Source organism: Rhodobacter sp. 24-YEA-8 (assembly GCF_900105075.1).
Classification (GTDB): domain Bacteria; phylum Pseudomonadota; class Alphaproteobacteria; order Rhodobacterales; family Rhodobacteraceae; genus Pseudogemmobacter.
In genome coordinates, this window is record NZ_FNSK01000001.1 from 2,714,925 (window position 1) to 2,732,599 (window position 17,675).

The window sequence follows — 17,675 nt, forward strand, 5'->3', positions numbered from 1 at the left end:
GAACAATGTTCTACCCGATCAGCCTCTACAGGGCGCTCTTCCTTTCAGATACAGAAAACCCGGGATCAGATCACGCAATCATTGCCGCCTTCGACAGAAATCTGTGCACCGGTGGGTCGGGCAAAGCTATCATCCGCCAGCGCAGAGATCGCGCGCCTCGCCTTTGCACAAGCTATTTCCGCCCCCTGCAGCACGTCGCCCGGATTCTGCCCGATCAGGCGCGACGGGTAAGCCCTGAGTGCCAGCCCGGTGAGGCCGGATCCGCGGCCTCATCGCAGTGGATCCGCATCACAAACCTTCTCCGGACATGATCCGGCCGGCGGGCCACAGGATCGCCCGTGATTAAACTGCATTTGGTTTACCCGCAGGCGGTCAGGTGTCGGACTGTTTGGCGCTCTGCCAGATCGCAGTACATCTTATAGACTGCAGCGCCGCTCCGGCCCTCTTGCACCAGGATAGCCAGCGCTCTGAGCGTCGCAACCGGGCCTGAGACCTGGAACAGCTTGCGGGCCATATCTGCCCCCGCCGCACCCTGGCCGATGGCGCGGTAAGCCATCTCCATTGCCTCGGACTCCGGCAGCTTTTTGTCACCCGTGATCACGACAGGCACCGGGCACATCATCAGCGCCAGATGGAACCCAGTATTTTCGACCCCGCGCCATCTCTCTCCAAAGCGGAACGCCGGCGTGAATAGATCCTCCGGATCCTGATACCGGGCTCCACCACGCTGAATGATGTGGCTGATCTGACCGAGTTCGACCTGATCCTGCCGGCGCGACCCGTGGCAAAGGCCTGCCTTCAGCGCATGCGCGGCGGCAGGGCAAATGTCGAGCTGGTCTGACAGGCTTTCTGCCCGCCAAAGCGCTTGATCCCGAAGCACTTGCCAGGTGTTATTGCGCTGTCCGGAACGGAGAGCGCGATGCATGACGAACTGATCCCGACTCATTTGCCTGCCGCCCTGCTAAGCGGCCTCCTCCTGTCAGCGCCCCTCGCGACCCATGCAGCCGAGATCTCGCTCATCGACCCCGCCTTGCGCGATGCGGCAGGACTGGTATCGGGCAGCTGCAGCCTTCGCCTGAAAGGCGGGATCGAACCAGGGGATGCCGGCCGGCTTGAGGCCATGCTGGAAGATGACAGCATCGAGCACGGACGCCCGACCAGTCTGATGTCCGGGACCGGCGCCGAGGGTCAGGTGCTTTGCCTCAACAGCGCCGGAGGTGATGCCCCTGAGGCGCTGGCGCTGGCAAAGGTGATCCGCGACAACGCGCTTGCGACCGTGGTGCCGGATGGCGCGGACTGTTTCGGCGCCTGTGCGGTGGCGTTCATGGCCGGGTCAGCCGCCTCCTCGAATTCGGGGGGCGGTGCGCGGATGCCGATGCGGGCGCTCCATACCGGGGGAAGGCTGGGCTTTCTGGCACCTGATTTGCCCGATGGCGATGCAGTGCTGGATTACATCGCCGGGCTGACCGACCTGTTTTCCGGCATCGACAGCTATACGCCCACCGCCCGGTTCCATCCGCAACTCCTGGTCGGGATGCTTTCGCATCGTGATCCGGCCCAGCCCTATATGATCGACACCACCGGCAAGGCCGGCCTCTATGATATCCGCCTTGCCGGCGTGCCGCCCATCGAGACTGATGAGGCCACCTGGATGCGCGCCTGCAACAATCTCTCGCTGCAGGCCAGGGGCTGGCAGGGTGCGACCGATCCGGATCTGAGTTCCTGGGCCTGGCAGGTCAATCTGCCCGAAGAGGGATATGAACCCGAAGCCCGCTTGCCGCCCGCAAACTGGAACCTGCTGGCCGGGGGCACGGATGAGACAGCGCCGCCCTTTTTCCGCGAAGTTCTGTCGCGACATCACCAATGCCTGTTCTACCATGATGCCCAGGCCACGCCGGCCTATACCGCCTGGTTTGAACGGGTGAGCGAAGATTCGGTGCCGCAGCACCGGCTGTTCGATCTCTGGCAGACACTGCCGCATTACACGCCGCTGGCCGAATTACGCGCCATGGCACGGGTGGAACCCGCCGATTTCCGCACGCTTTACGCCAATCCGCCGGTGGACGCGCCCCATCCTGACCTGCCCGCTGTCCAGGCCTTCGCGCCCGGGCACTCGGTGCTGCTGGAAAGCAAAGAGGGAAGTATCGCCTATTGGCTTGGCGAGAATGGCGCCGGCAGGGCCTATGCCTCCGGCGCGCCCGCCGCCAGTTTCCGCTACCGGATCGAGGCGGATCAGCTTTGTATGACCCGCGAGGCGGGGGCCGAAACCTGTGGCCGGATCGTCAGCGCCGGGGATGGCGGGGCGCTGCTGAGAACCGAAACAGAGGATCTTACGATCCTCTGGATGCGGCCCGGCGATATCGGCCCGCTGCCGGCAAACTGACAGCCAGGCGCCCCGCATCTCGCGGCCATTGCAGATTCGGGGAAGAATCCGGGGGCAATCACGCCCCCGGGGCAGGATTACGGAGCCGGTGCGTCGACCGGCGGCGCCTCTGCCGGAGCATCCGGTGCCGCAGCGGGCCTGTCATGCCCCTGGCCGGATTTGTCATGTCTGAACACGGCCCCGCCTTTTTCGCGATCCTTGCCGCGATCCTTGCCATGGGCTTTATGGTGCTCCCCGCCCCGGCCCTTTGCATGGTCGCGGTCTTTGCCGGGGCCTGCAGCCGGGGTCGCGGCCAGCTTTTCGGCCAGCGGCGTGATCGCCTCGACACAGGCGGCAATTGCGGTCTCGCCGCATTGCACGCTGATGGTCCGCCCGGCCCCGAAATCAAGCCGGATCATCGGGGACCGCGCAAAGCGCGCGCCCGCGCCGTGACCATGACCCGTCCCGGGGCCGGCCCCCTGGTCTGCATTTTGCCCCGGGGACGGCGCTGCGGTCTCCTGGGAAAACGCGCTCAGCGGCATCAGGGCAAGGGCGGCGGCCAGCGCGGCCGGAAGAAGCTTAAGTCCTGCCATGGGAGATACTCCTTTTCATGGTCTGTTCGTCCTGGATCACGACTGTTCCACGCCGCGCCCCGGGGTTTCCGTCGGCAAGGCGCCCCCGGCACGGGAAGCGCCAGGCGGCGATCCGCCGGGCTCCGACAGCAACGCCCCGATCTGCACCACAGGCGTGGCGCGCCGCGCGACTTGACGCATGGCCTCTGACCAGGTCATTGCAGGATCATGTCGGACGAGATCGTTGAGCAGCCCGAGGAAAAGAAGCCGGTGGTCCGAAAACCACGGAAAAAACCCGCAGCGGGCGCGACGGGCGCTAAAAGCACGCGGCGTCGCGGTGCGTTTGCGCAGCTCCGGCGTTGGGCGCTCCGGGCGGTTCTTGGCGTCGTGGGCTTCTTCCTTGTGCTGATCCTTCTGTTCAGCTTCCTGCCGCCCCCGATCAATATCTATCAGATGCAGGAAAAATGGCGGCTTGGCGCAATTGACCGGAAATGGGTGTCCTGGGACGAGATCGCACCGGTGATGGGCCGCGCGGCCGTGGCGGCAGAAGATGCGAATTTCTGCAACCACTGGGGATTTGACATGACCGCGATCCGGGACGCGATCAATTCGGGATCGAACCGGGGGGCGTCCACCATCACGCAGCAGGTGGCGAAGAATGTCTTCCTCTGGCATGACCGCTCTTACGCCCGCAAAGCCGCCGAAGCCGCTCTCACCCCGGTGATCGAGCTTTTCTGGTCGAAAGAGCGTATCCTCGAAGTCTATCTGAACGTTGCAGAATTCGACGAGGGCGTGTTCGGGGTTCAGGCGGCGGCGCGGCATTATTTCGGGGTCGATGCGAAAAACCTGTCGGCCCTGCAGGCGGCGCGGCTCGCGGCGGTGCTGCCCGATCCGAAACGCCGCTCGGCCTCGAAACCCTCGGCTTTCGTGCGCAAACGGACCGCCTCGATCATGTCAGGCGCCGATACGATCCGCGCCGATGGCCGCGCCGGCTGTTTTCAGTAGCACGCTTTTGCCGCTCTGACCGGCGCCGGGATTGATCGCCAGGCCCGCAGGGTCTAGGACAGGGGAAGTTTGCGGGCAGTAACCAGATGAACCGTCTTTATCACGTCCCCCTTTCCCCCTTTTGTCGCAAGGTGCGGCTGACCTTGGCCGAGAAGAAAATCGAGGTCGAGCTGGTCGAGGAGCGCTATTGGGAACAGGGCCAGGATTTCCTGCGGCGCAATCCGGCGGGGAAAGTGCCGATTCTGCGGCTGAACGGGCGACTTCTGAGCGAAAGCCAGGCGATTTGCGAATATATCGACGAAACGGTTCTGGTGCCGCCGCTGGTGCCGAGGGATCCCGAACTGCGCTATGAGATGCGCCGCCTCTGCACCTGGTTTGACGACAAGTTCCATCACGAAGTGACGTCCAAGCTGCTTTACGAGCGGGTGAACAAGAAGCTGACGAAAGAAGGCTACCCGGATTCGAAAAATGTGAAATCCGGGTCGAGCAAGATCAAGTATCACCTTGATTATATGGCCTGGCTGCTGGACCGGCGGTCCTGGCTGGCCGGAGATGTGATGACGCTGGCGGATCTGACGGCGGCGGCGCATCTGTCGAGCCTTGATTATATCTCGGATGTCGACTGGCACCGGCATGAGGTGGTCAAGGACTGGTACGCCAAGATCAAGTCGCGCCCGTCTTTCCGGACGCTGCTGGCGGATCAGGTGCCGGGTTTCCCGCCGCCCCGGCAATATACCGATCTGGATTTCTGAAACTGGCCGGGTGGGGGCCAGCCCCCACACCCCCGGAGTATTTGAGCCAGGATGAAAAGCAACCATCCCCTCCCGTTGAAGGAGCGGCTGCGGGAGCAGGCGCTGGCAGAGGGATTCTCGAAAATGGGGATCTGCGCGCCGGATGCGGTGCCGGGAACGGCGGCGCGGCTGAGGGAATTTCTGGAAGCCGGGCGACATGGGTCCATGGGCTGGATGGCAGAGCGCGAGCACTGGCGGGGCGCACCGGGGGCGCTCTGGCCAGAGGCGCGGTCGGTGATCATGCTGGCAGAGGTTTACACGCCCGAAGAAGATCCGCGCGCGGTGCTGGAACAGCGCGACCGGGCGGCGGTCTCGGTCTATGCCCAGGGCAAGGATTACCATGATCTGGTCAAGCGGCGGCTGAAACGGCTGGGGCGCTGGCTGCTGGACCAGACGGCGGGCGAGGAGATCAAGGTTTTCGTCGATACCGCGCCGGTGATGGAGAAGCCACTGGCCGAGGCGGCGGGTCTGGGCTGGCAAGGGAAACATACGAACCTGCTCAGCCGCGATCTGGGGAACTGGTTCTTTCTCGGCTCGATCTTCACCACGCTTGATCTGCCGAAAGATGCGGCAGAGGTCTCGCATTGTGGCTCCTGCCGGTCCTGCCTGACCGCCTGCCCTACCGATGCCTTTCCCGCGCCCTATCAGCTGGATGCGCGGCGCTGCATTTCCTATCTGACCATCGAGCATAAGGGGCCGGTGGACGAAGACCTGCGCGCCCGGATGGGCAACCGGATCTATGGCTGCGATGATTGTCTTGCCGCCTGCCCCTGGAACAAATTCGCGCAGCAGGCCAAAGAGATCGGCTATCAGCCGAAGGTCGGGGCACCAGAACTCGCCGAGCTTGCCACGCTGGATGATGCCGCATTTCGCGCGCGCTTTGCCGGCAGCCCGATCAAGCGGATCGGACGCGATCGTTTCATCCGCAACGTGCTTTACGCCATCGGCAATTCGGCAGACCCTGGCCTCGCCAGCGCCGCCGGGGCGCTGTGTGCGGACCCGGATCCGGTCGTTGCCGATGCAGCAAGATGGGCTCTGAGCCGGCTGACCAATGCCGGGCCCGGCCGCTGACCAGGCCGGATCCGGCCGGACGGGGTGGGGCTCGCGGAAAACTCCTGATTGCAGGCTTGGGATATAAGACGGCCTGTGCCAGACTGCCTGCAGTGACGCAGCACATGTGAGGAGGACGTTATGAGCAGGCATCTTGCCGACAAACGCACAGCCACCACCGGCGCGAGGGTCAAAGCCTTTCTGAACATCGCCCGCAGCAAGGGCGAGACCGGGCGCGACACATTCCACAAGCCGCGCGAAGGCGCCGGTCCCGCCCGGATGCAGCAATTCTTGCGGATCGCACGCGGCCGCACGGTCTGAGGCCCATCCGGGTGACCGGATGCCCCGGCCCGGCGAAAAGATCCGGGCCATTTCAAAGGAGTGACCATGTCTGTCGACGTGAAATACAAGACTTCTGCCAAAGCCACGGGCAGCGGCCGCAACGGGGTGGCCGGGCTCGACAATGGCCAGCTCACCGTGACCATGGCCAGCCCGAAAGAACTGGGTGGATCGGGCCTCGGGCATAATCCCGAAGAGCTGTTCGCCACCGGCTATGCCGCCTGCTATCTGGGTGCGATGCGCTTTGCCGCCGGGTCCGAAAAGCTGGGCACGGTGCCGGATGCGGCAACCGTCAGGGCAGAGGTCGGGATTGGCCCGCGTTCGGATGGGGGATTTGGCCTGAAGGTAACGCTGACGGTCAGCCTGCCGGGCCTGGAGCGCGACGTGGCCGAAAAGATTGTCGAGCGCGGGCATTTCATCTGCCCCTATTCCAACGCAACCAAGGGCAATATCGAGGTCGAAACCGTTCTGGCCTGAGCGGGTCGGAACGGATCGGGCCGGCTCCGGCTTGACCTGGACGGCATTTGCGCCTATCTGGGCGGCAGGGTTCCGGTCCCTGCCGCCTGCTGGCGTATCGCCATGGTGAAACCGGAAAGACCGATCCGCCGCTTCTGTTTCAGGCCGGGTTCGATGGCAATGCAGGCTCCATCCCAGATCTCCCGGCGCTCTGAATAAGGATGCCAAGGCAGATGGAACACAGAATTTCTGCAATACCGCGCCTCGAAGAGGCAAAGACCCAGGCGAAAGCCCTGCGCAGTGAACTGGCCCGCCAGGGTCAGGAGATCAGCCATTCCGCCGCGCTGGAACTGGTGGCAAAGGCGCATGGCTTTCACGACTGGAACACGCTTCATGCAAGGGCCGGCAACCGGCCGCAGCCCCCGGTGCGACTGGGAGACATCACTGCCGGGCGCTATCTGGGTCAGGACTTCCTCGCCGAGGTGATCGGTGTGACGGCGCTGTCCGAGGGCCGTTATGAGGTCGAATTGCAACTGGATCAGGCGGTGGATGTGGTGACATTCGACAGTTTCTCGAATTTCCGCAGCCGGATCCGCAAAGTGGTCGATGCCTCGGGGCGGTCGTTTGACCGCACGTCGGACGGGGCGCCGCATCTCGTCCTGCGCGCGCCATAAGCACGACGGCTTCGGGTTGCAGAGCGCATCTCGGGGCGCCAGCTTCACGCGCCCTGAGATGCTGTCGCCCCTATGAGTGCCTCTGTATCTGAGATCCCCCGGTGAACCGCTGACCTTTCAGCCCAAAGCGTTCCCGAGCCCGAGGGAAAGGGTATGCTGCGGCTGAACAAACAAAAACGGCGGAGCAAATGCTCCGCCGTTTCTGATTTCATGATTCCGCAGCTTACGCGCGGACGTGGCGCTCATAGGTTTCCGCGATGTCGCGGGCGATAGCACCGACTTCGAATTTAAAGCCACCAATCTCACCGACCGGGGTGACCTCGGCGGCGGTGCCGGTCAGCCAGCATTGTTCGAAATCAGCAAGCTCGGTCGGCATGATATGGCGCTCATGCACGGTGAGGCCTTTTTCTTTCAGCAGGCCGATTACCGTCTGGCGGGTGATGCCGTTCAGGAAGCAGTCGGGCAGCGGCGTATGCACTTCGCCGTCTTTGACGAAGAAGATATTCGCGCCGGTCGCCTCGGCGACATAGCCGCGGTAATCCATCATCAGCGCGTCGGAACACCCTTTGGCCTGGGCCGCGTGTTTCGACATGGTGCAGATCATATAAAGACCGGCAGCCTTGGCGGCGGAGGGGATCGTCGCCGGATCCGGGCGGCGCCATTTCGAGATGTCGAGCTTGGCGCCCTTCATCTTGGCGTCGCCGTAATAGGCGCCCCATTCCCAGCCTGCGATCACCAGACGCACCGGGTTGCCAACGGCCGAAACACCCATCTCATCGCCCGCACCCCGGAAGGCAATCGCGCGCACATAGGCATCGGTCCAGCCGTTTGCCTTCAGCATCTCATATTTGGCGGCCTCGATTTCCTGCACGGAATAGGGGATATCCATGTCAAGGAGTTCGGCCGATTTGCGCAGCCGCATCGAATGCTCGACGCCCTTGAAAATCTTGCCATTATAGCAGCGCTCGCCCTCGAAGACCGAGGATGCGTAATGGAGCGCATGGGTCAGGACGTGGACATTCGCCTCACGCCAGGGGACGAGCTTTCCGTCCATCCAGATCCAGCCATCACGATCGTCATATGCCGCCATATCCCGGCCCTCCATTTTTACGAAAGTTGCGCGACACTCATGCTGCACATGCATTATCTTGCGCCAACCTGTCGACTCGCTACGCTTCATGACTTGGAAAGTCAACAAGGCTGACGTAAGTTGTCCTGAAATAGGAGGCTGACCATGTCTCAATTTTCTGGGTCTCAACTTTCTGGCACCGCTCCGGGTGGCGGCGGCGAGAACCTGCTCTTCCTGACCGATGAGCAGCTGCGCAAAGGGATCGAAGCGATGTTCTTCGCCTATCGCGGCTTTACCGCCGATCCGGACCGGATTCTGGAGACGATGGATTATGGCCGCGCCCATCACCGGGCGGTGCATTTCATCCATCGCAGCCCGGGGACGACGGTGTCGAACCTGCTGGGGATCCTTGGCGTGACCAAGCAAAGCCTGAACCGGGTGCTGCGCAGCCTGATCGATGATGGTCATGTCCGCAGCGAAAAGGGCCGGCGCGACGGGCGCGAGCGGCATCTTTTCCTGACCGAAAAGGGCGAGGCGATGGAGAAAAGCCTGTCGGATGCGCAGCGTGCGCGGATGCGGGCAGCTTACCGTGCCGCCGGGCCGGTGGCGGTACAGGGTTTCCGGCAGGTGCTTGAGGCAATGATGGACCCGGGCCTGCGCGACTATTACAACCGTCTGAGAGATGGCGCCTGAGGCGTTGCAAAGGGAGAGCGACGCATGACAGGTACCGCACAGCATCTGGCGGATATCCATCTTCTCGTGGTCGATGACGACGAGCGGATCCGGGTTCTGTTGCAGAAATTCCTCGTGCGCAGCGGCTATATGGTCACTGTGGCGAAGGATGCCGCCCAGGCCCGGCGGCTGCTTGCCGGGCTTGAGTTCGACATGCTGATCCTTGATGTGATGATGCCCGATGAGGACGGTATCGCGCTTACCCGCGATCTGCGCAAAAAGACCTCGGTGCCGATCCTCCTTCTGACGGCGCGGGGCGAGACGGCGAACCGGATCGAGGGGCTGGAGGCGGGGGCGGATGATTACCTCGCCAAGCCCTTCGAGCCGAAGGAGTTGCTGCTGCGGGTGGCCGCGATCCTGCGCCGGGTGCCACAGGTGAGCGAGGCCGATCAGCCGCCGAAGATGCTTCACATGGGCCAGGTGCGCTATGATATGGACCGGGGCGAGCTGTGGCGCGGGCCCGAGCTGGTGCGACTGACTGCGACTGAGGCCGCTTTGATGCGGCTCTTTGCGGCAAGCGCGAATGAGCCGATCTCGCGCGAGCGGCTGGTCCTCGATATGGGCCGCGAGGAAGAGGCGCAGGAACGCGCGGTCGATGTGCAGATCACCCGGCTCAGGCGCAAGATCGAGGATGATCCCAAGGTGCCGCGCTATCTGCAGACGGTGCGGGGCGAGGGCTATATGCTGGCCCCCGACTGAGGTGGCCGAACGCGGGGGGCCAGCCCCCGGAGTATTTAAGTCAGGAGGAAGGAGCATTGATGCTGGTTTTCTCAGATGGTGCTTTCGCGCGGCATCTGGTGCCTGAGGGGCATCCGGAACGGCCGGAACGGATGGCCGCAGTCGCGCGGGGCCTCGCCGGGCTTGAACTGGAAACACGGCCCGCACCTTTGGCATCAGAGGCAGAGCTCTTGCGCTGTCACCCGGCGGATTATGTCGCCCGGGTCAAGGCAGCCGTGCCTGCAGCTGGCCTCAGAGCAATCGATGGCGATACATGGCTGTCTCCGGGGTCATGGGAGGCCGGGCTTTGTGCCGTGGGTGGCGCCTGTGCAGCAGTCGATGCGGTGCTTGGCGGCGAGGCACGGGCGGCTTTTGTGGCCGCGCGCCCGCCGGGCCATCATGCGGAAGCGGCGGTCGCGATGGGGTTCTGCCTTTTCGGCACCGTGGCGATTGCGGCGAAGCGGGCGCTGGATCATCACCGGCTGACCCGCGTCGCGGTGCTGGATTTCGACGTGCATCACGGCAACGGGACGCAGGATCTGCTATGGGATGAGGCGCGGGTGCGCTTTGTCTCTTCGCAGCAGATGCCGCTTTTTCCCGGCACGGGATATGCGGATGAGCGCGGCGCGCATGGGCAGATCACCAATCTGCCGCTTAACGCCGGATCGGACGGGCGGGCGATGTGGGCGGCCTGGGCGCCGGAGCTGGAGCGGCTGCGGGCCTGGAAACCAGAGCTGATCCTGATCAGCGCCGGGTTTGACGCGCATATCGAAGATCCGCTGGGGGGCCTTGGCTGGACGACGGCGGATTTCGTCCGACTGACGCGCGCGATTGCCGATCTCGCAGCGGGATGCGGCGCGGGGGTCGTATCCTGCCTCGAAGGGGGCTATGATCCGGGCGCGCTGGAAGATACTGTCCGCGCGCATGTGAGCGAGCTGAGCAGGACCCTCCGATGAGCCAGAAACCCGTTGCGGAAATGAGTTTTGAAGAAGCGATGGCGGCGCTGGAATCGGTTGTCGGCCAGCTGGAGCGCGGCGATGTCGCGCTGGAACAATCGATCAGCCTTTACGAATTCGGCGACAGCCTGAAAAAGCACTGTGCCGCGAAACTCGCCGAGGCCGAGGCGCGCGTCGAGATGATCCGAGTCCAGGAAGGTCGCGCCACCGGCACCGCTCCGGCGGAGGGGCTGTGAGCTTTCCCGAACTGTTGAAGGCCGATGCCAGCCGGGTGCAGCTCTGGCTGCGCGATATGCTGGCGGGGCGCGCCGATCTGCCGGTGATTGCGGCGATGCGCTATGCGCTCACGGGCGGCAAAGGTTTGCGCGGCTTTCTGGTGCTGGAATCGGCGCGGCTTTTCGGGGTCGACCCGAAAGCAGCGCTGCCCGTCGCGGCCGCGGTCGAGGCCCTGCATGCCTATAGTCTGGTCCATGACGATCTGCCGGCGATGGATGATGATGACCTGCGGCGCGGCCTGCCGACCGTACATGTGAAATGGGACGAGGCCACCGCGATCCTTGCCGGTGATGCCTTGCAGACCCTGGCGTTTGAGGCGCTGACCGACCCGGTGATCGGCGCGGCAGAGCGGCGGATCGCGCTCGTTGCCGCCCTTGCAAAGGCCTCGGGCGCCGAAGGGATGGTTCTGGGCCAGGCGCTGGATATCGCCGCCGAGACTGCCGGTCGCCCCCTGTCTCTTGCAGAGATCACATCCCTCCAGGCTGGCAAGACCGGTGCGCTGATCGGTTTTTCGGCCAGTGCCGGAGCGCTGATTGCCGGCGAAGACCCGGCACCTTTGCGGGCCTATGCGGCGGCGCTTGGCCTCGCGTTCCAGATCCATGACGATGTCCTTGATGTCACGGGCGATGCCGGCATCACCGGCAAGCGCACCGGCAAGGATGAGGGGCGCGGCAAGGCCACTTTCGTCTCGCTTCTGGGCCTTGAACCGGCCCGTGACCGCGCCTCCGGGCTGATCCGCGAGGCCGAAGCCGCGCTTTCCCCCTATGGGGCGCGGGCCGAAAATCTTGTCGCCGCCGCCCGTTTCACCATATCCAGACAGGCCTGACCCCACAGGCCGCGCCGCTTCCCAGGAGCCTCCCCATGGCAGCATCCTCCACCATTCTCGACCGGGTGCATTTCCCGTCCGATATGAAGGCGCTTTCCGATGCCGAATTGCGCCAGCTGGCCGATGAGGTGCGGGCCGAGACGGTTGCGGCGGTCTCGGTGACCGGCGGCCATCTGGGCGCGGGGCTTGGCGTGGTCGAGCTGACCGTGGCGCTGCATGCCGTGTTCGACACGCCGAAGGACAAGCTGATCTGGGATGTCGGCCATCAATGTTACCCGCATAAGATCCTGACCGGGCGGCGCGACCGGATCCGCACGCTCCGGATGGAGGGCGGGCTTTCGGGTTTCACCAAACGTTCCGAGAGCCCCTATGACCCGTTCGGCGCGGCGCATAGCTCGACCTCGATCTCGGCGGCGCTAGGCTTTGCGATGGCGGCGGATCTGGGCGGTGACGCCGGCGATGCGATTGCGGTGATCGGTGACGGCTCGATGTCGGCGGGCATGGCATTCGAGGCGATGAACAATGCGGGCGCGCTGAAAAAGCGGCTTTTCGTGGTGCTGAACGACAATGAGATGTCGATTGCGCCGCCGGTCGGCGCGCTCTCGGCCTATCTCAGCAAGCTTTACGCTGAAGCCCCGATGCAGGATCTGAAAGAGGTTGCAAAGGGCTTTGTCTCGCTGCTCCCGGGCCCGCTGCAGGAAGGCGCGAAACGCGCGAAAGAGATGCTCAAGGGCATGGCGGTGGGTGGCACGCTGTTTGAAGCGCTTGGCTTTACCTATGTCGGGCCGATTGATGGCCATGACCTCGACCAGCTTCTGCCGGTCCTCAGGACGCTGAAGGCGCGCTCGCATGGGCCGGTCCTGCTGCATGTGCTTACGAAAAAGGGCAAAGGCTACGGCCCGGCCGAGAATTCACCGGATCGGGGTCATGCCCGGGCGAAATTCGACCTGGTGACCGGCGAGCAGAAAAAAACGCCCTCCAACGCGCCGTCCTATACGAAAGTCTTCGCAGAAAGCCTGATCCAGGAGGCCGAACGCGACGACAAGATCGTCGGCGTCACAGCCGCGATGCCGGACGGGACGGGGCTGGATCTGTTCGGGGCGCGTTTCCCGCGCCGGCTGTTCGATGTGGGGATCGCAGAACAACATGCGGTGACATTCGCCGCCGGGCTGGCGGCGGGGGGGATGAAACCCTTCTGCGCGATCTATTCGACCTTCCTGCAACGCGGCTACGACCAGGTGGTGCATGATGTCGCGATCCAGCGTCTGCCGGTGCGCTTTGCGATTGATCGCGCAGGGCTGGTCGGCGCCGATGGCGCGACCCATGCGGGCTCGTTCGACGTGGCCTTCCTTGCAAACCTGCCGGGGATGGTGGTGATGGCGGCGGCGGATGAGGCTGAGCTGAAACATATGGTCGCAACGGCGGCGGCCTGGGATGAAAGCCCGATTGCCTTTCGCTATCCACGGGGCGAGGGCATGGGCGTCGAAATGCCGGCGCGGGGCGAGATGCTCGAGATTGGCCGCGCCCGGCTGCTGCAAGAGGGCAACCGGGTGGCGATCCTTTCCTTCGGGACGCGGCTTGCCGAGGTGCTGAAAGCCGCTGAAGCGCTGAGCGCGCGGGGCCTCGCGCCAACCGTTGTCGATGCGCGCTTTGCCAAGCCGCTGGACCGCGATCTGATCCTGCGGCTCACGCGCCACCATGAGGCGCTGATCACGGTCGAAGAAGGCGCGGTAGGCGGTTTCGGCAGCCATGTAGCGCAGCTGCTGGCAGATGAGGGCGTGTTCGACGGGGGGCTGAAATTCCGCTCGATGGTGCTGCCCGATATCTTCATCGACCAGGCCAGCCCCGAGGCAATGTACCGCGTCGCCGGTATGGATGCCGCCCGGATTGAGGCGAAAGTGCTCGATGTGCTGGGCATTGCCAGCGCCAGAAACCGGGCCTGACCACTGTGCCCAACCCCGTTTCCTTACAAGGAAACGGGCAAATTCCTGCAGAGGAATTTTGCCGAAATCTTAAAAGATTTCGGGTCACAGGCCCAGAGGTTTCAGCAAGGCGTCAAACGGCGTCCAATCGTCAATCTCCAGCCGCACCACCAGGGTCAGCACTTTCAGGCGGAACGCCGGGGGCAGCCGCGCCGCATCCTTCTCGGTCGTGACCAGCTGCGCGCCGAGCAGCATCGCCTCTGCCTCCAGCCGCGCGATCAGCGCGGGCGAGAGCTTCTGGTGATCATCCAGTGCCTCGGCCCTGACCAGCTCGGCCCCTTCGGCCCTGAGCGTCGCGAAGAACTTCTCCGGATTGCCGATGCCGGCAAAGGCGAGCACCCGCTCCTGCCGCCAGTCCATCCCCATTTGCAGCGGCACGAGCCGGCCCGACAGCCTTGGGATGCCACCCAGGTCCCGCCCCCAGATCAGATCGAACCGCGTCTGAGCCACCGTGTCACCGATCGCAAGCACCGCATCCGCCCGCGCCAGCCCCGCCGCCACCGGCTCGCGCAAAGGCCCTGCCGGGATGCAGAGCCCATTGCCGAAGCCCTGGCCCGCATCCACCACCACCAGCGACAGATCCTTCACGACTGACGGGTTCTGGTGACCATCATCGAGCAGGATCACCCCGGCCCCATCCGCCACCGCCGCCTTCACCCCTTCGGCCCGGTCCTTTGCCACCCAGACCGGTGCGAAAGGCGCGATCAGCAGCGGCTCGTCCCCCGTCAGATCGGCGGCGTGCCGGGTCGTATCGACGCGCAAAGGGCCATTGGCTGATCCGCCATAGCCGCGCGTGACCACCTGGACCTGATGCCCCCGCGCAGTCAGATGCGCAATCAGGGCCATGACGGTCGGGGTCTTGCCGACGCCGCCCGCGTTCAGATTGCCGACGCAGATCACCGGCACCGGCGCGCGATAGCCGCCCGCCTGCCGCAGCCGCCGCGCGGTTGCCGCCGCATAAATTCCGCCCAAAGGCTGCAGGAGCCGCGCCTTCAGCCCCGGCGCGTCCGGCGGATTGTCCCAGAACCCCGGTGCACGCATCAGACCCGCCCCCGCGCTGTTGCGGCCGCCAGCGCTCTGCGCAGATCGGCGAGCACGGCCTCGGTCACCTCGGCCCCGTCCGAGACCACCCCCCAGGCTGCCTGGGCCAGACGTGCCGTACGATCGGGCGCCAGCAGATCGCCAAGCGCCTCGCTCAGATCCCGGATCGAGGCCACCGCCCGCGCCGCCCGCGCCGCGCCGAGCCGCCCGATCTGCGGGCCAAACCCCCCTGGTCGCGGCCCGTGCAGGATCGCCGAGCCAAGCGCCGCAGGCTCCAGCGGACTGGTCAGAAGCCCGGTGCCCGACAGACCGCCGCCCAGATAGCTGACCGGCGCCAGCCTGTACCACAGGCCAAGCTCGGCGGCATCATTTACGATATAGATCGCGGTCTCGGTCTCGGGCTCTTCTTCGTCACTGCGCGAGGCGGTGATCCAGCCCTGATCGGCGAGTTCCCGTGCCAGCGGCGCGGCCCGGGCGGGATCTTCCGGCATCACGATCAGCAACAGCCGGTGCGCCAGCTGCATCGCATATTGCTGCGCCGCCAGCACCGCGCCTTCCTCCGAGCGCGGCACCCGCGCGCCAAACCAGACCGGCCGCGTCATCATCGCCGCCGCCAGATATTCCCGCTCTGCCTCGAGACAGGGAAGCGCGAGCGAACTTTCCTCCATCCGTCCCGAGCTGACCACCCGTGCAGGCGCGATGCCCGCACGCCTCCAGGCCCGCATCGCCGCCTGGTCAATCGCATAGACCTGCGACAAGGCCGAAACCGAGCGCCGCATCGCGCCCGGGATCCAGCTTTCATGCCCGCGCAGAAACCAGGGATCGCTGGCATCCGCCATGATCAGCATCAACTGCCGCTCGGCACATTCATGCAAAAGCGCCGGCCGGATCTCGCCTTCGGAAAACACGACCGCATCGGGGCGCCAATGGTCGAGAAAGTCGCGCACCGTCTGCGCGCCATCTTCCGGGGCCTGGTCAAAGATCACGCCCTTCGCCCGCGCGCCGCCGCCTTCGCCGGTCATCAGCACGGCGACGCCATCCTCTTCGATCAACCGCCGCGCCAGCTCGCGCATGGCCGAAAGCGACGCCTGGCCCGGCACATGCAGCCAGATCAGCCCGCCCAGAGGGCGGGCCGGACGCTCTGCATGGCTGTGTCTCCGGCGACCCGTTGCCGGCCACCAGCCTCTCGACGGCGCAGTCGCCATGGGTCAGCCGGCCTGAGCCGCCGGCGCGGTCAGCTCTTCGTCCCGCAGACGATGAAGATGCGCGATGAAATATCGGGTATGGGCATCATCGACCGTGCGCTGCGCCTCGGCCTTCCAGGCGACATAGGCGCTGTCATAATCGGGGAACATGCCGACAATATGGATTTTGTCCGCATCGCGGAACTGGGTCGAGTCCGGCGAGACCAGCTCGCCGCCAAACACCAGATGAAGTCTCTGCGCCATGGTATTCCTTCCCGTCAGCGGGCCCGTCAGCGGGGCGGTCCTTCAGCAGCGCCGGACCGCAGTCACCGGCCGGATGCCGGGCGCAGTCTACAGTGCCACGACTGCGGGGAAAAGACGGCGGGCGGGCCTGTGGAAACTCTTACCTTGATATGAACGCCTTCCCCGATCACAATACGCGCAAATACCGGTAATCGGGCCGTTCCAGGAGAATTAATGATGGATCTTAGTAACATTTCAGGCTCAAACGCCGTCCTGGTGGCGATTGCCGTCTTTGTCATTCTCTGTATTTTTCTGGGCGTCCGCATCGTTCCGCAATCGGAAAAACATGTGGTCGAACGCTTTGGCCGGCTGAAATCCGTATTGGGGCCGGGGATCAACTTTGTCGTGCCCTTTCTTGACCGCATCGCCCATCGCGTTTCGGTGCTGGAGCGTCAGTTGCCCACCGCCAGCCAGGACGCCATCACCGCCGATAACGTGCTGGTCAAGGTCGAAACCTCGGTCTTCTACCGCGTGACCGAGCCGGAAAAGACCGTCTACCGGATCCGGGATATTGACGGCGCCATCGCCACCACCGTCGCCGGTATCGTGCGCTCGGAAATCGGCAAGCTGGAACTGGACCAGGTGCAATCGAACCGCAGCCAGCTGATCGAGCGGGTGCGCGAACAGGTTGCCGCCATGGTCGATGACTGGGGCGTCGAAGTGACCCGGGCCGAGATCCTTGATGTCAATCTTGATGACGCGACGCGCTCGGCCATGCTGCAACAGCTGAACGCAGAACGCGCGCGGCGCGCACAGGTGACCGAGGCCGAGGGCAAGAAGCGCGCAGTCGAATTGCAGGCCGATGCCGAACTTTACCAGGCGGAACAACAGGCGAAAGCCAAGCGCGTCACCGCCGAGGCCGAGGCATTCGCCACCTCAGTGATCGCCGCCGCCATCGCCGAGAACGGCATCTCTGCGGCGCAGTATCAGGTGGCGCTGAAACAGGTCGAGGCGCTGGAAGCCGTGGCCAAAGGTCAGGGCAAACAGACCATCCTGATCCCAGCCCAGGCGCTTGAGGCCTTCGGGAATGCGTTCAACATGCTGAAAGGCAAGTGATGGATCAGATCTGGAGCACCTGGTGGAGCTGGATCGTGCTGGGCCTGGCGCTCGGTATGGTCGAGGTGATCGTGCCGGGCTATATTTTCGTAGGCTTCGCGGTCGGCGCGGCGCTGACCGGGCTGGTCGTGCTGGTCGGGATCCCTGCCGGGCTGCCGATGCTCCTTGCGATCTTTGCGGTGCTGTCGCTGATTTCCTGGCTGGTGATCCGCCGGCTGCTGGGCACCCGCGACGGCCAGGTCAAGATCTGGGACCGCGACATCAACGACAATCCGTAAGCCGGT

21 protein-coding genes are annotated in these 17,675 nt (G+C 64.5%); 15 read left to right on the plus strand and 6 right to left on the minus strand.

Annotated features, from left to right (window positions below; genetic code table 11):
* Positions 1-358: 358 nt before the first annotated feature.
* A complete protein-coding gene (locus BLW25_RS23990; protein WP_171909552.1) occupies positions 359-601 on the minus strand; it encodes a beta/alpha barrel domain-containing protein in 243 nt (80 codons plus the stop codon).
* 318 nt (positions 602-919) lie between these two features.
* Here BLW25_RS23990 and BLW25_RS13190 point away from each other — a divergent pair, with 318 nt between their 5' ends.
* A complete protein-coding gene (locus BLW25_RS13190; RefSeq protein ID WP_092899756.1) occupies positions 920-2,383 on the plus strand; it encodes a hypothetical protein in 1,464 nt (487 codons plus the stop codon).
* Between the two features lie 77 nt (positions 2,384-2,460).
* Here the strand turns inward: BLW25_RS13190 and BLW25_RS13195 are convergent, their stop codons facing one another.
* On the minus strand, positions 2,461-2,955 hold the full coding sequence (locus BLW25_RS13195) for a hypothetical protein (protein WP_092899758.1): 495 nt from the start codon (positions 2,953-2,955) through the stop codon (positions 2,461-2,463).
* 207 nt (positions 2,956-3,162) lie between these two features.
* On the opposite strand from BLW25_RS13195, the gene mtgA reads away from it, so the two are divergent.
* From mtgA to BLW25_RS13225, 6 genes are all read left to right on the plus strand, one after another.
* Positions 3,163-3,939 (plus strand): monofunctional biosynthetic peptidoglycan transglycosylase, encoded by a 777-nt coding sequence (mtgA, locus tag BLW25_RS13200; protein ID WP_092899760.1) that lies wholly within the window; start codon positions 3,163-3,165, stop codon positions 3,937-3,939.
* 86 nt (positions 3,940-4,025) lie between these two features.
* The gene (locus tag BLW25_RS13205) at positions 4,026-4,691 is read left to right on the plus strand and encodes an FtsZ-binding protein FzlA (protein WP_092899762.1); all 666 of its coding nucleotides are present in this window, start codon (positions 4,026-4,028) and stop codon (positions 4,689-4,691) included.
* Between the two features lie 51 nt (positions 4,692-4,742).
* Entirely contained in the window at positions 4,743-5,801 is a 1,059-nt protein-coding gene (gene queG / locus BLW25_RS13210) for a tRNA epoxyqueuosine(34) reductase QueG (protein WP_092899764.1), read from the plus strand.
* A gap of 120 nt (positions 5,802-5,921) precedes the next feature.
* On the plus strand, positions 5,922-6,101 hold the full coding sequence (locus BLW25_RS13215) for a hypothetical protein (protein WP_092899766.1): 180 nt from the start codon (positions 5,922-5,924) through the stop codon (positions 6,099-6,101).
* A gap of 66 nt (positions 6,102-6,167) precedes the next feature.
* Positions 6,168-6,596, plus strand: a complete 429-nt coding sequence (locus BLW25_RS13220) for an organic hydroperoxide resistance protein (protein ID WP_092899768.1) — start codon at positions 6,168-6,170, stop codon at positions 6,594-6,596.
* A 212-nt stretch (positions 6,597-6,808) separates the two neighbouring features.
* Positions 6,809-7,249: a glyoxalase superfamily protein gene (locus BLW25_RS13225; RefSeq protein WP_092899770.1), complete on the plus strand. Its 441-nt coding sequence runs from the start codon at positions 6,809-6,811 to the stop codon at positions 7,247-7,249.
* A 223-nt stretch (positions 7,250-7,472) separates the two neighbouring features.
* Here the strand turns inward: BLW25_RS13225 and BLW25_RS13230 are convergent, their stop codons facing one another.
* Positions 7,473-8,339 (minus strand): branched-chain amino acid aminotransferase, encoded by an 867-nt coding sequence (locus BLW25_RS13230; RefSeq protein WP_092902049.1) that lies wholly within the window; start codon positions 8,337-8,339, stop codon positions 7,473-7,475.
* A 144-nt stretch (positions 8,340-8,483) separates the two neighbouring features.
* Here BLW25_RS13230 and BLW25_RS13235 point away from each other — a divergent pair, with 144 nt between their 5' ends.
* The 6 genes from BLW25_RS13235 to dxs are packed head-to-tail and all read left to right on the plus strand — an operon-like array spanning position 8,484 to position 13,768.
* Positions 8,484-9,011, plus strand: a complete 528-nt coding sequence (locus BLW25_RS13235; protein WP_092899772.1) for a MarR family winged helix-turn-helix transcriptional regulator — start codon at positions 8,484-8,486, stop codon at positions 9,009-9,011.
* 24 nt (positions 9,012-9,035) lie between these two features.
* Positions 9,036-9,749, plus strand: coding sequence for a response regulator (locus tag BLW25_RS13240; RefSeq protein WP_092899774.1), 714 nt, complete (start codon positions 9,036-9,038; stop codon positions 9,747-9,749).
* Positions 9,750-9,808: 59 nt separating this feature from the next.
* A complete protein-coding gene (locus BLW25_RS13245; protein WP_092899776.1) occupies positions 9,809-10,723 on the plus strand; it encodes a histone deacetylase family protein in 915 nt (304 codons plus the stop codon).
* Positions 10,720-10,959, plus strand: coding sequence for an exodeoxyribonuclease VII small subunit (locus BLW25_RS13250; protein WP_092899778.1), 240 nt, complete (start codon positions 10,720-10,722; stop codon positions 10,957-10,959). Before BLW25_RS13245 ends, BLW25_RS13250 begins: the two co-directional genes overlap by 4 nt.
* Positions 10,956-11,825, plus strand: coding sequence for a polyprenyl synthetase family protein (locus tag BLW25_RS13255; RefSeq protein ID WP_253188436.1), 870 nt, complete (start codon positions 10,956-10,958; stop codon positions 11,823-11,825). The genes BLW25_RS13250 and BLW25_RS13255 overlap by 4 nt, the downstream gene beginning before the upstream one ends.
* Before the next feature lie 35 nt (positions 11,826-11,860).
* On the plus strand, positions 11,861-13,768 hold the full coding sequence (gene dxs, locus BLW25_RS13260) for a 1-deoxy-D-xylulose-5-phosphate synthase (protein WP_092899780.1): 1,908 nt from the start codon (positions 11,861-11,863) through the stop codon (positions 13,766-13,768).
* An 84-nt stretch (positions 13,769-13,852) separates the two neighbouring features.
* Here dxs and lpxK read toward each other — a convergent pair whose 3' ends face one another.
* The 3 genes from lpxK to BLW25_RS13275 are packed head-to-tail and all read right to left on the minus strand — an operon-like array spanning position 13,853 to position 16,296.
* Positions 13,853-14,848 (minus strand): tetraacyldisaccharide 4'-kinase, encoded by a 996-nt coding sequence (gene lpxK, locus BLW25_RS13265; RefSeq protein WP_092899782.1) that lies wholly within the window; start codon positions 14,846-14,848, stop codon positions 13,853-13,855.
* Positions 14,848-16,053, minus strand: a complete 1,206-nt coding sequence (locus BLW25_RS13270) for a 3-deoxy-D-manno-octulosonic acid transferase (RefSeq protein WP_092899783.1) — start codon at positions 16,051-16,053, stop codon at positions 14,848-14,850. Before BLW25_RS13270 ends, lpxK begins: the two co-directional genes overlap by 1 nt.
* 3 nt (positions 16,054-16,056) lie before the next feature.
* Positions 16,057-16,296, minus strand: coding sequence for a DUF4170 domain-containing protein (locus BLW25_RS13275; protein WP_092899785.1), 240 nt, complete (start codon positions 16,294-16,296; stop codon positions 16,057-16,059).
* Between the two features lie 216 nt (positions 16,297-16,512).
* On the opposite strand from BLW25_RS13275, the gene BLW25_RS13280 reads away from it, so the two are divergent.
* Together BLW25_RS13280 and BLW25_RS13285 are read left to right on the plus strand one after the other, a co-directional pair.
* On the plus strand, positions 16,513-17,391 hold the full coding sequence (locus BLW25_RS13280) for an SPFH domain-containing protein (protein ID WP_092899787.1): 879 nt from the start codon (positions 16,513-16,515) through the stop codon (positions 17,389-17,391).
* On the plus strand, positions 17,391-17,669 hold the full coding sequence (locus BLW25_RS13285) for an NfeD family protein (RefSeq protein WP_092899789.1): 279 nt from the start codon (positions 17,391-17,393) through the stop codon (positions 17,667-17,669). Before BLW25_RS13280 ends, BLW25_RS13285 begins: the two co-directional genes overlap by 1 nt.
* Positions 17,670-17,675: the final 6 nt, after the last annotated feature.

What these genes read in the sequence shown, in the direction of transcription:
- BLW25_RS13190 (WP_092899756.1), top strand. Translation starts at nt 920, where the DNA reads ATGCATGACGAACTGATCCCGACTCATTTGCCTGCCGCCCTGCTAAGC.
- BLW25_RS13195 (WP_092899758.1), bottom strand. Translation starts at nt 2,955, where the DNA reads ATGGCAGGACTTAAGCTTCTTCCGGCCGCGCTGGCCGCCGCCCTTGCC.
- mtgA (WP_092899760.1), top strand. Translation starts at nt 3,163, where the DNA reads ATGTCGGACGAGATCGTTGAGCAGCCCGAGGAAAAGAAGCCGGTGGTC.
- BLW25_RS13205 (WP_092899762.1), top strand. Translation starts at nt 4,026, where the DNA reads ATGAACCGTCTTTATCACGTCCCCCTTTCCCCCTTTTGTCGCAAGGTG.
- queG (WP_092899764.1), top strand. Translation starts at nt 4,743, where the DNA reads ATGAAAAGCAACCATCCCCTCCCGTTGAAGGAGCGGCTGCGGGAGCAG.
- BLW25_RS13215 (WP_092899766.1), top strand. Translation starts at nt 5,922, where the DNA reads ATGAGCAGGCATCTTGCCGACAAACGCACAGCCACCACCGGCGCGAGG.
- BLW25_RS13220 (WP_092899768.1), top strand. Translation starts at nt 6,168, where the DNA reads ATGTCTGTCGACGTGAAATACAAGACTTCTGCCAAAGCCACGGGCAGC.
- BLW25_RS13225 (WP_092899770.1), top strand. Translation starts at nt 6,809, where the DNA reads ATGGAACACAGAATTTCTGCAATACCGCGCCTCGAAGAGGCAAAGACC.
- BLW25_RS13230 (WP_092902049.1), bottom strand. Translation starts at nt 8,339, where the DNA reads ATGGCGGCATATGACGATCGTGATGGCTGGATCTGGATGGACGGAAAG.
- BLW25_RS13235 (WP_092899772.1), top strand. Translation starts at nt 8,484, where the DNA reads ATGTCTCAATTTTCTGGGTCTCAACTTTCTGGCACCGCTCCGGGTGGC.
- BLW25_RS13240 (WP_092899774.1), top strand. Translation starts at nt 9,036, where the DNA reads ATGACAGGTACCGCACAGCATCTGGCGGATATCCATCTTCTCGTGGTC.
- BLW25_RS13245 (WP_092899776.1), top strand. Translation starts at nt 9,809, where the DNA reads ATGCTGGTTTTCTCAGATGGTGCTTTCGCGCGGCATCTGGTGCCTGAG.
- BLW25_RS13250 (WP_092899778.1), top strand. Translation starts at nt 10,720, where the DNA reads ATGAGCCAGAAACCCGTTGCGGAAATGAGTTTTGAAGAAGCGATGGCG.
- dxs (WP_092899780.1), top strand. Translation starts at nt 11,861, where the DNA reads ATGGCAGCATCCTCCACCATTCTCGACCGGGTGCATTTCCCGTCCGAT.
- lpxK (WP_092899782.1), bottom strand. Translation starts at nt 14,848, where the DNA reads ATGCGTGCACCGGGGTTCTGGGACAATCCGCCGGACGCGCCGGGGCTG.
- BLW25_RS13270 (WP_092899783.1), bottom strand. Translation starts at nt 16,053, where the DNA reads ATGGCGACTGCGCCGTCGAGAGGCTGGTGGCCGGCAACGGGTCGCCGG.
- BLW25_RS13275 (WP_092899785.1), bottom strand. Translation starts at nt 16,296, where the DNA reads ATGGCGCAGAGACTTCATCTGGTGTTTGGCGGCGAGCTGGTCTCGCCG.
- BLW25_RS13280 (WP_092899787.1), top strand. Translation starts at nt 16,513, where the DNA reads ATGGATCTTAGTAACATTTCAGGCTCAAACGCCGTCCTGGTGGCGATT.
- BLW25_RS13285 (WP_092899789.1), top strand. Translation starts at nt 17,391, where the DNA reads ATGGATCAGATCTGGAGCACCTGGTGGAGCTGGATCGTGCTGGGCCTG.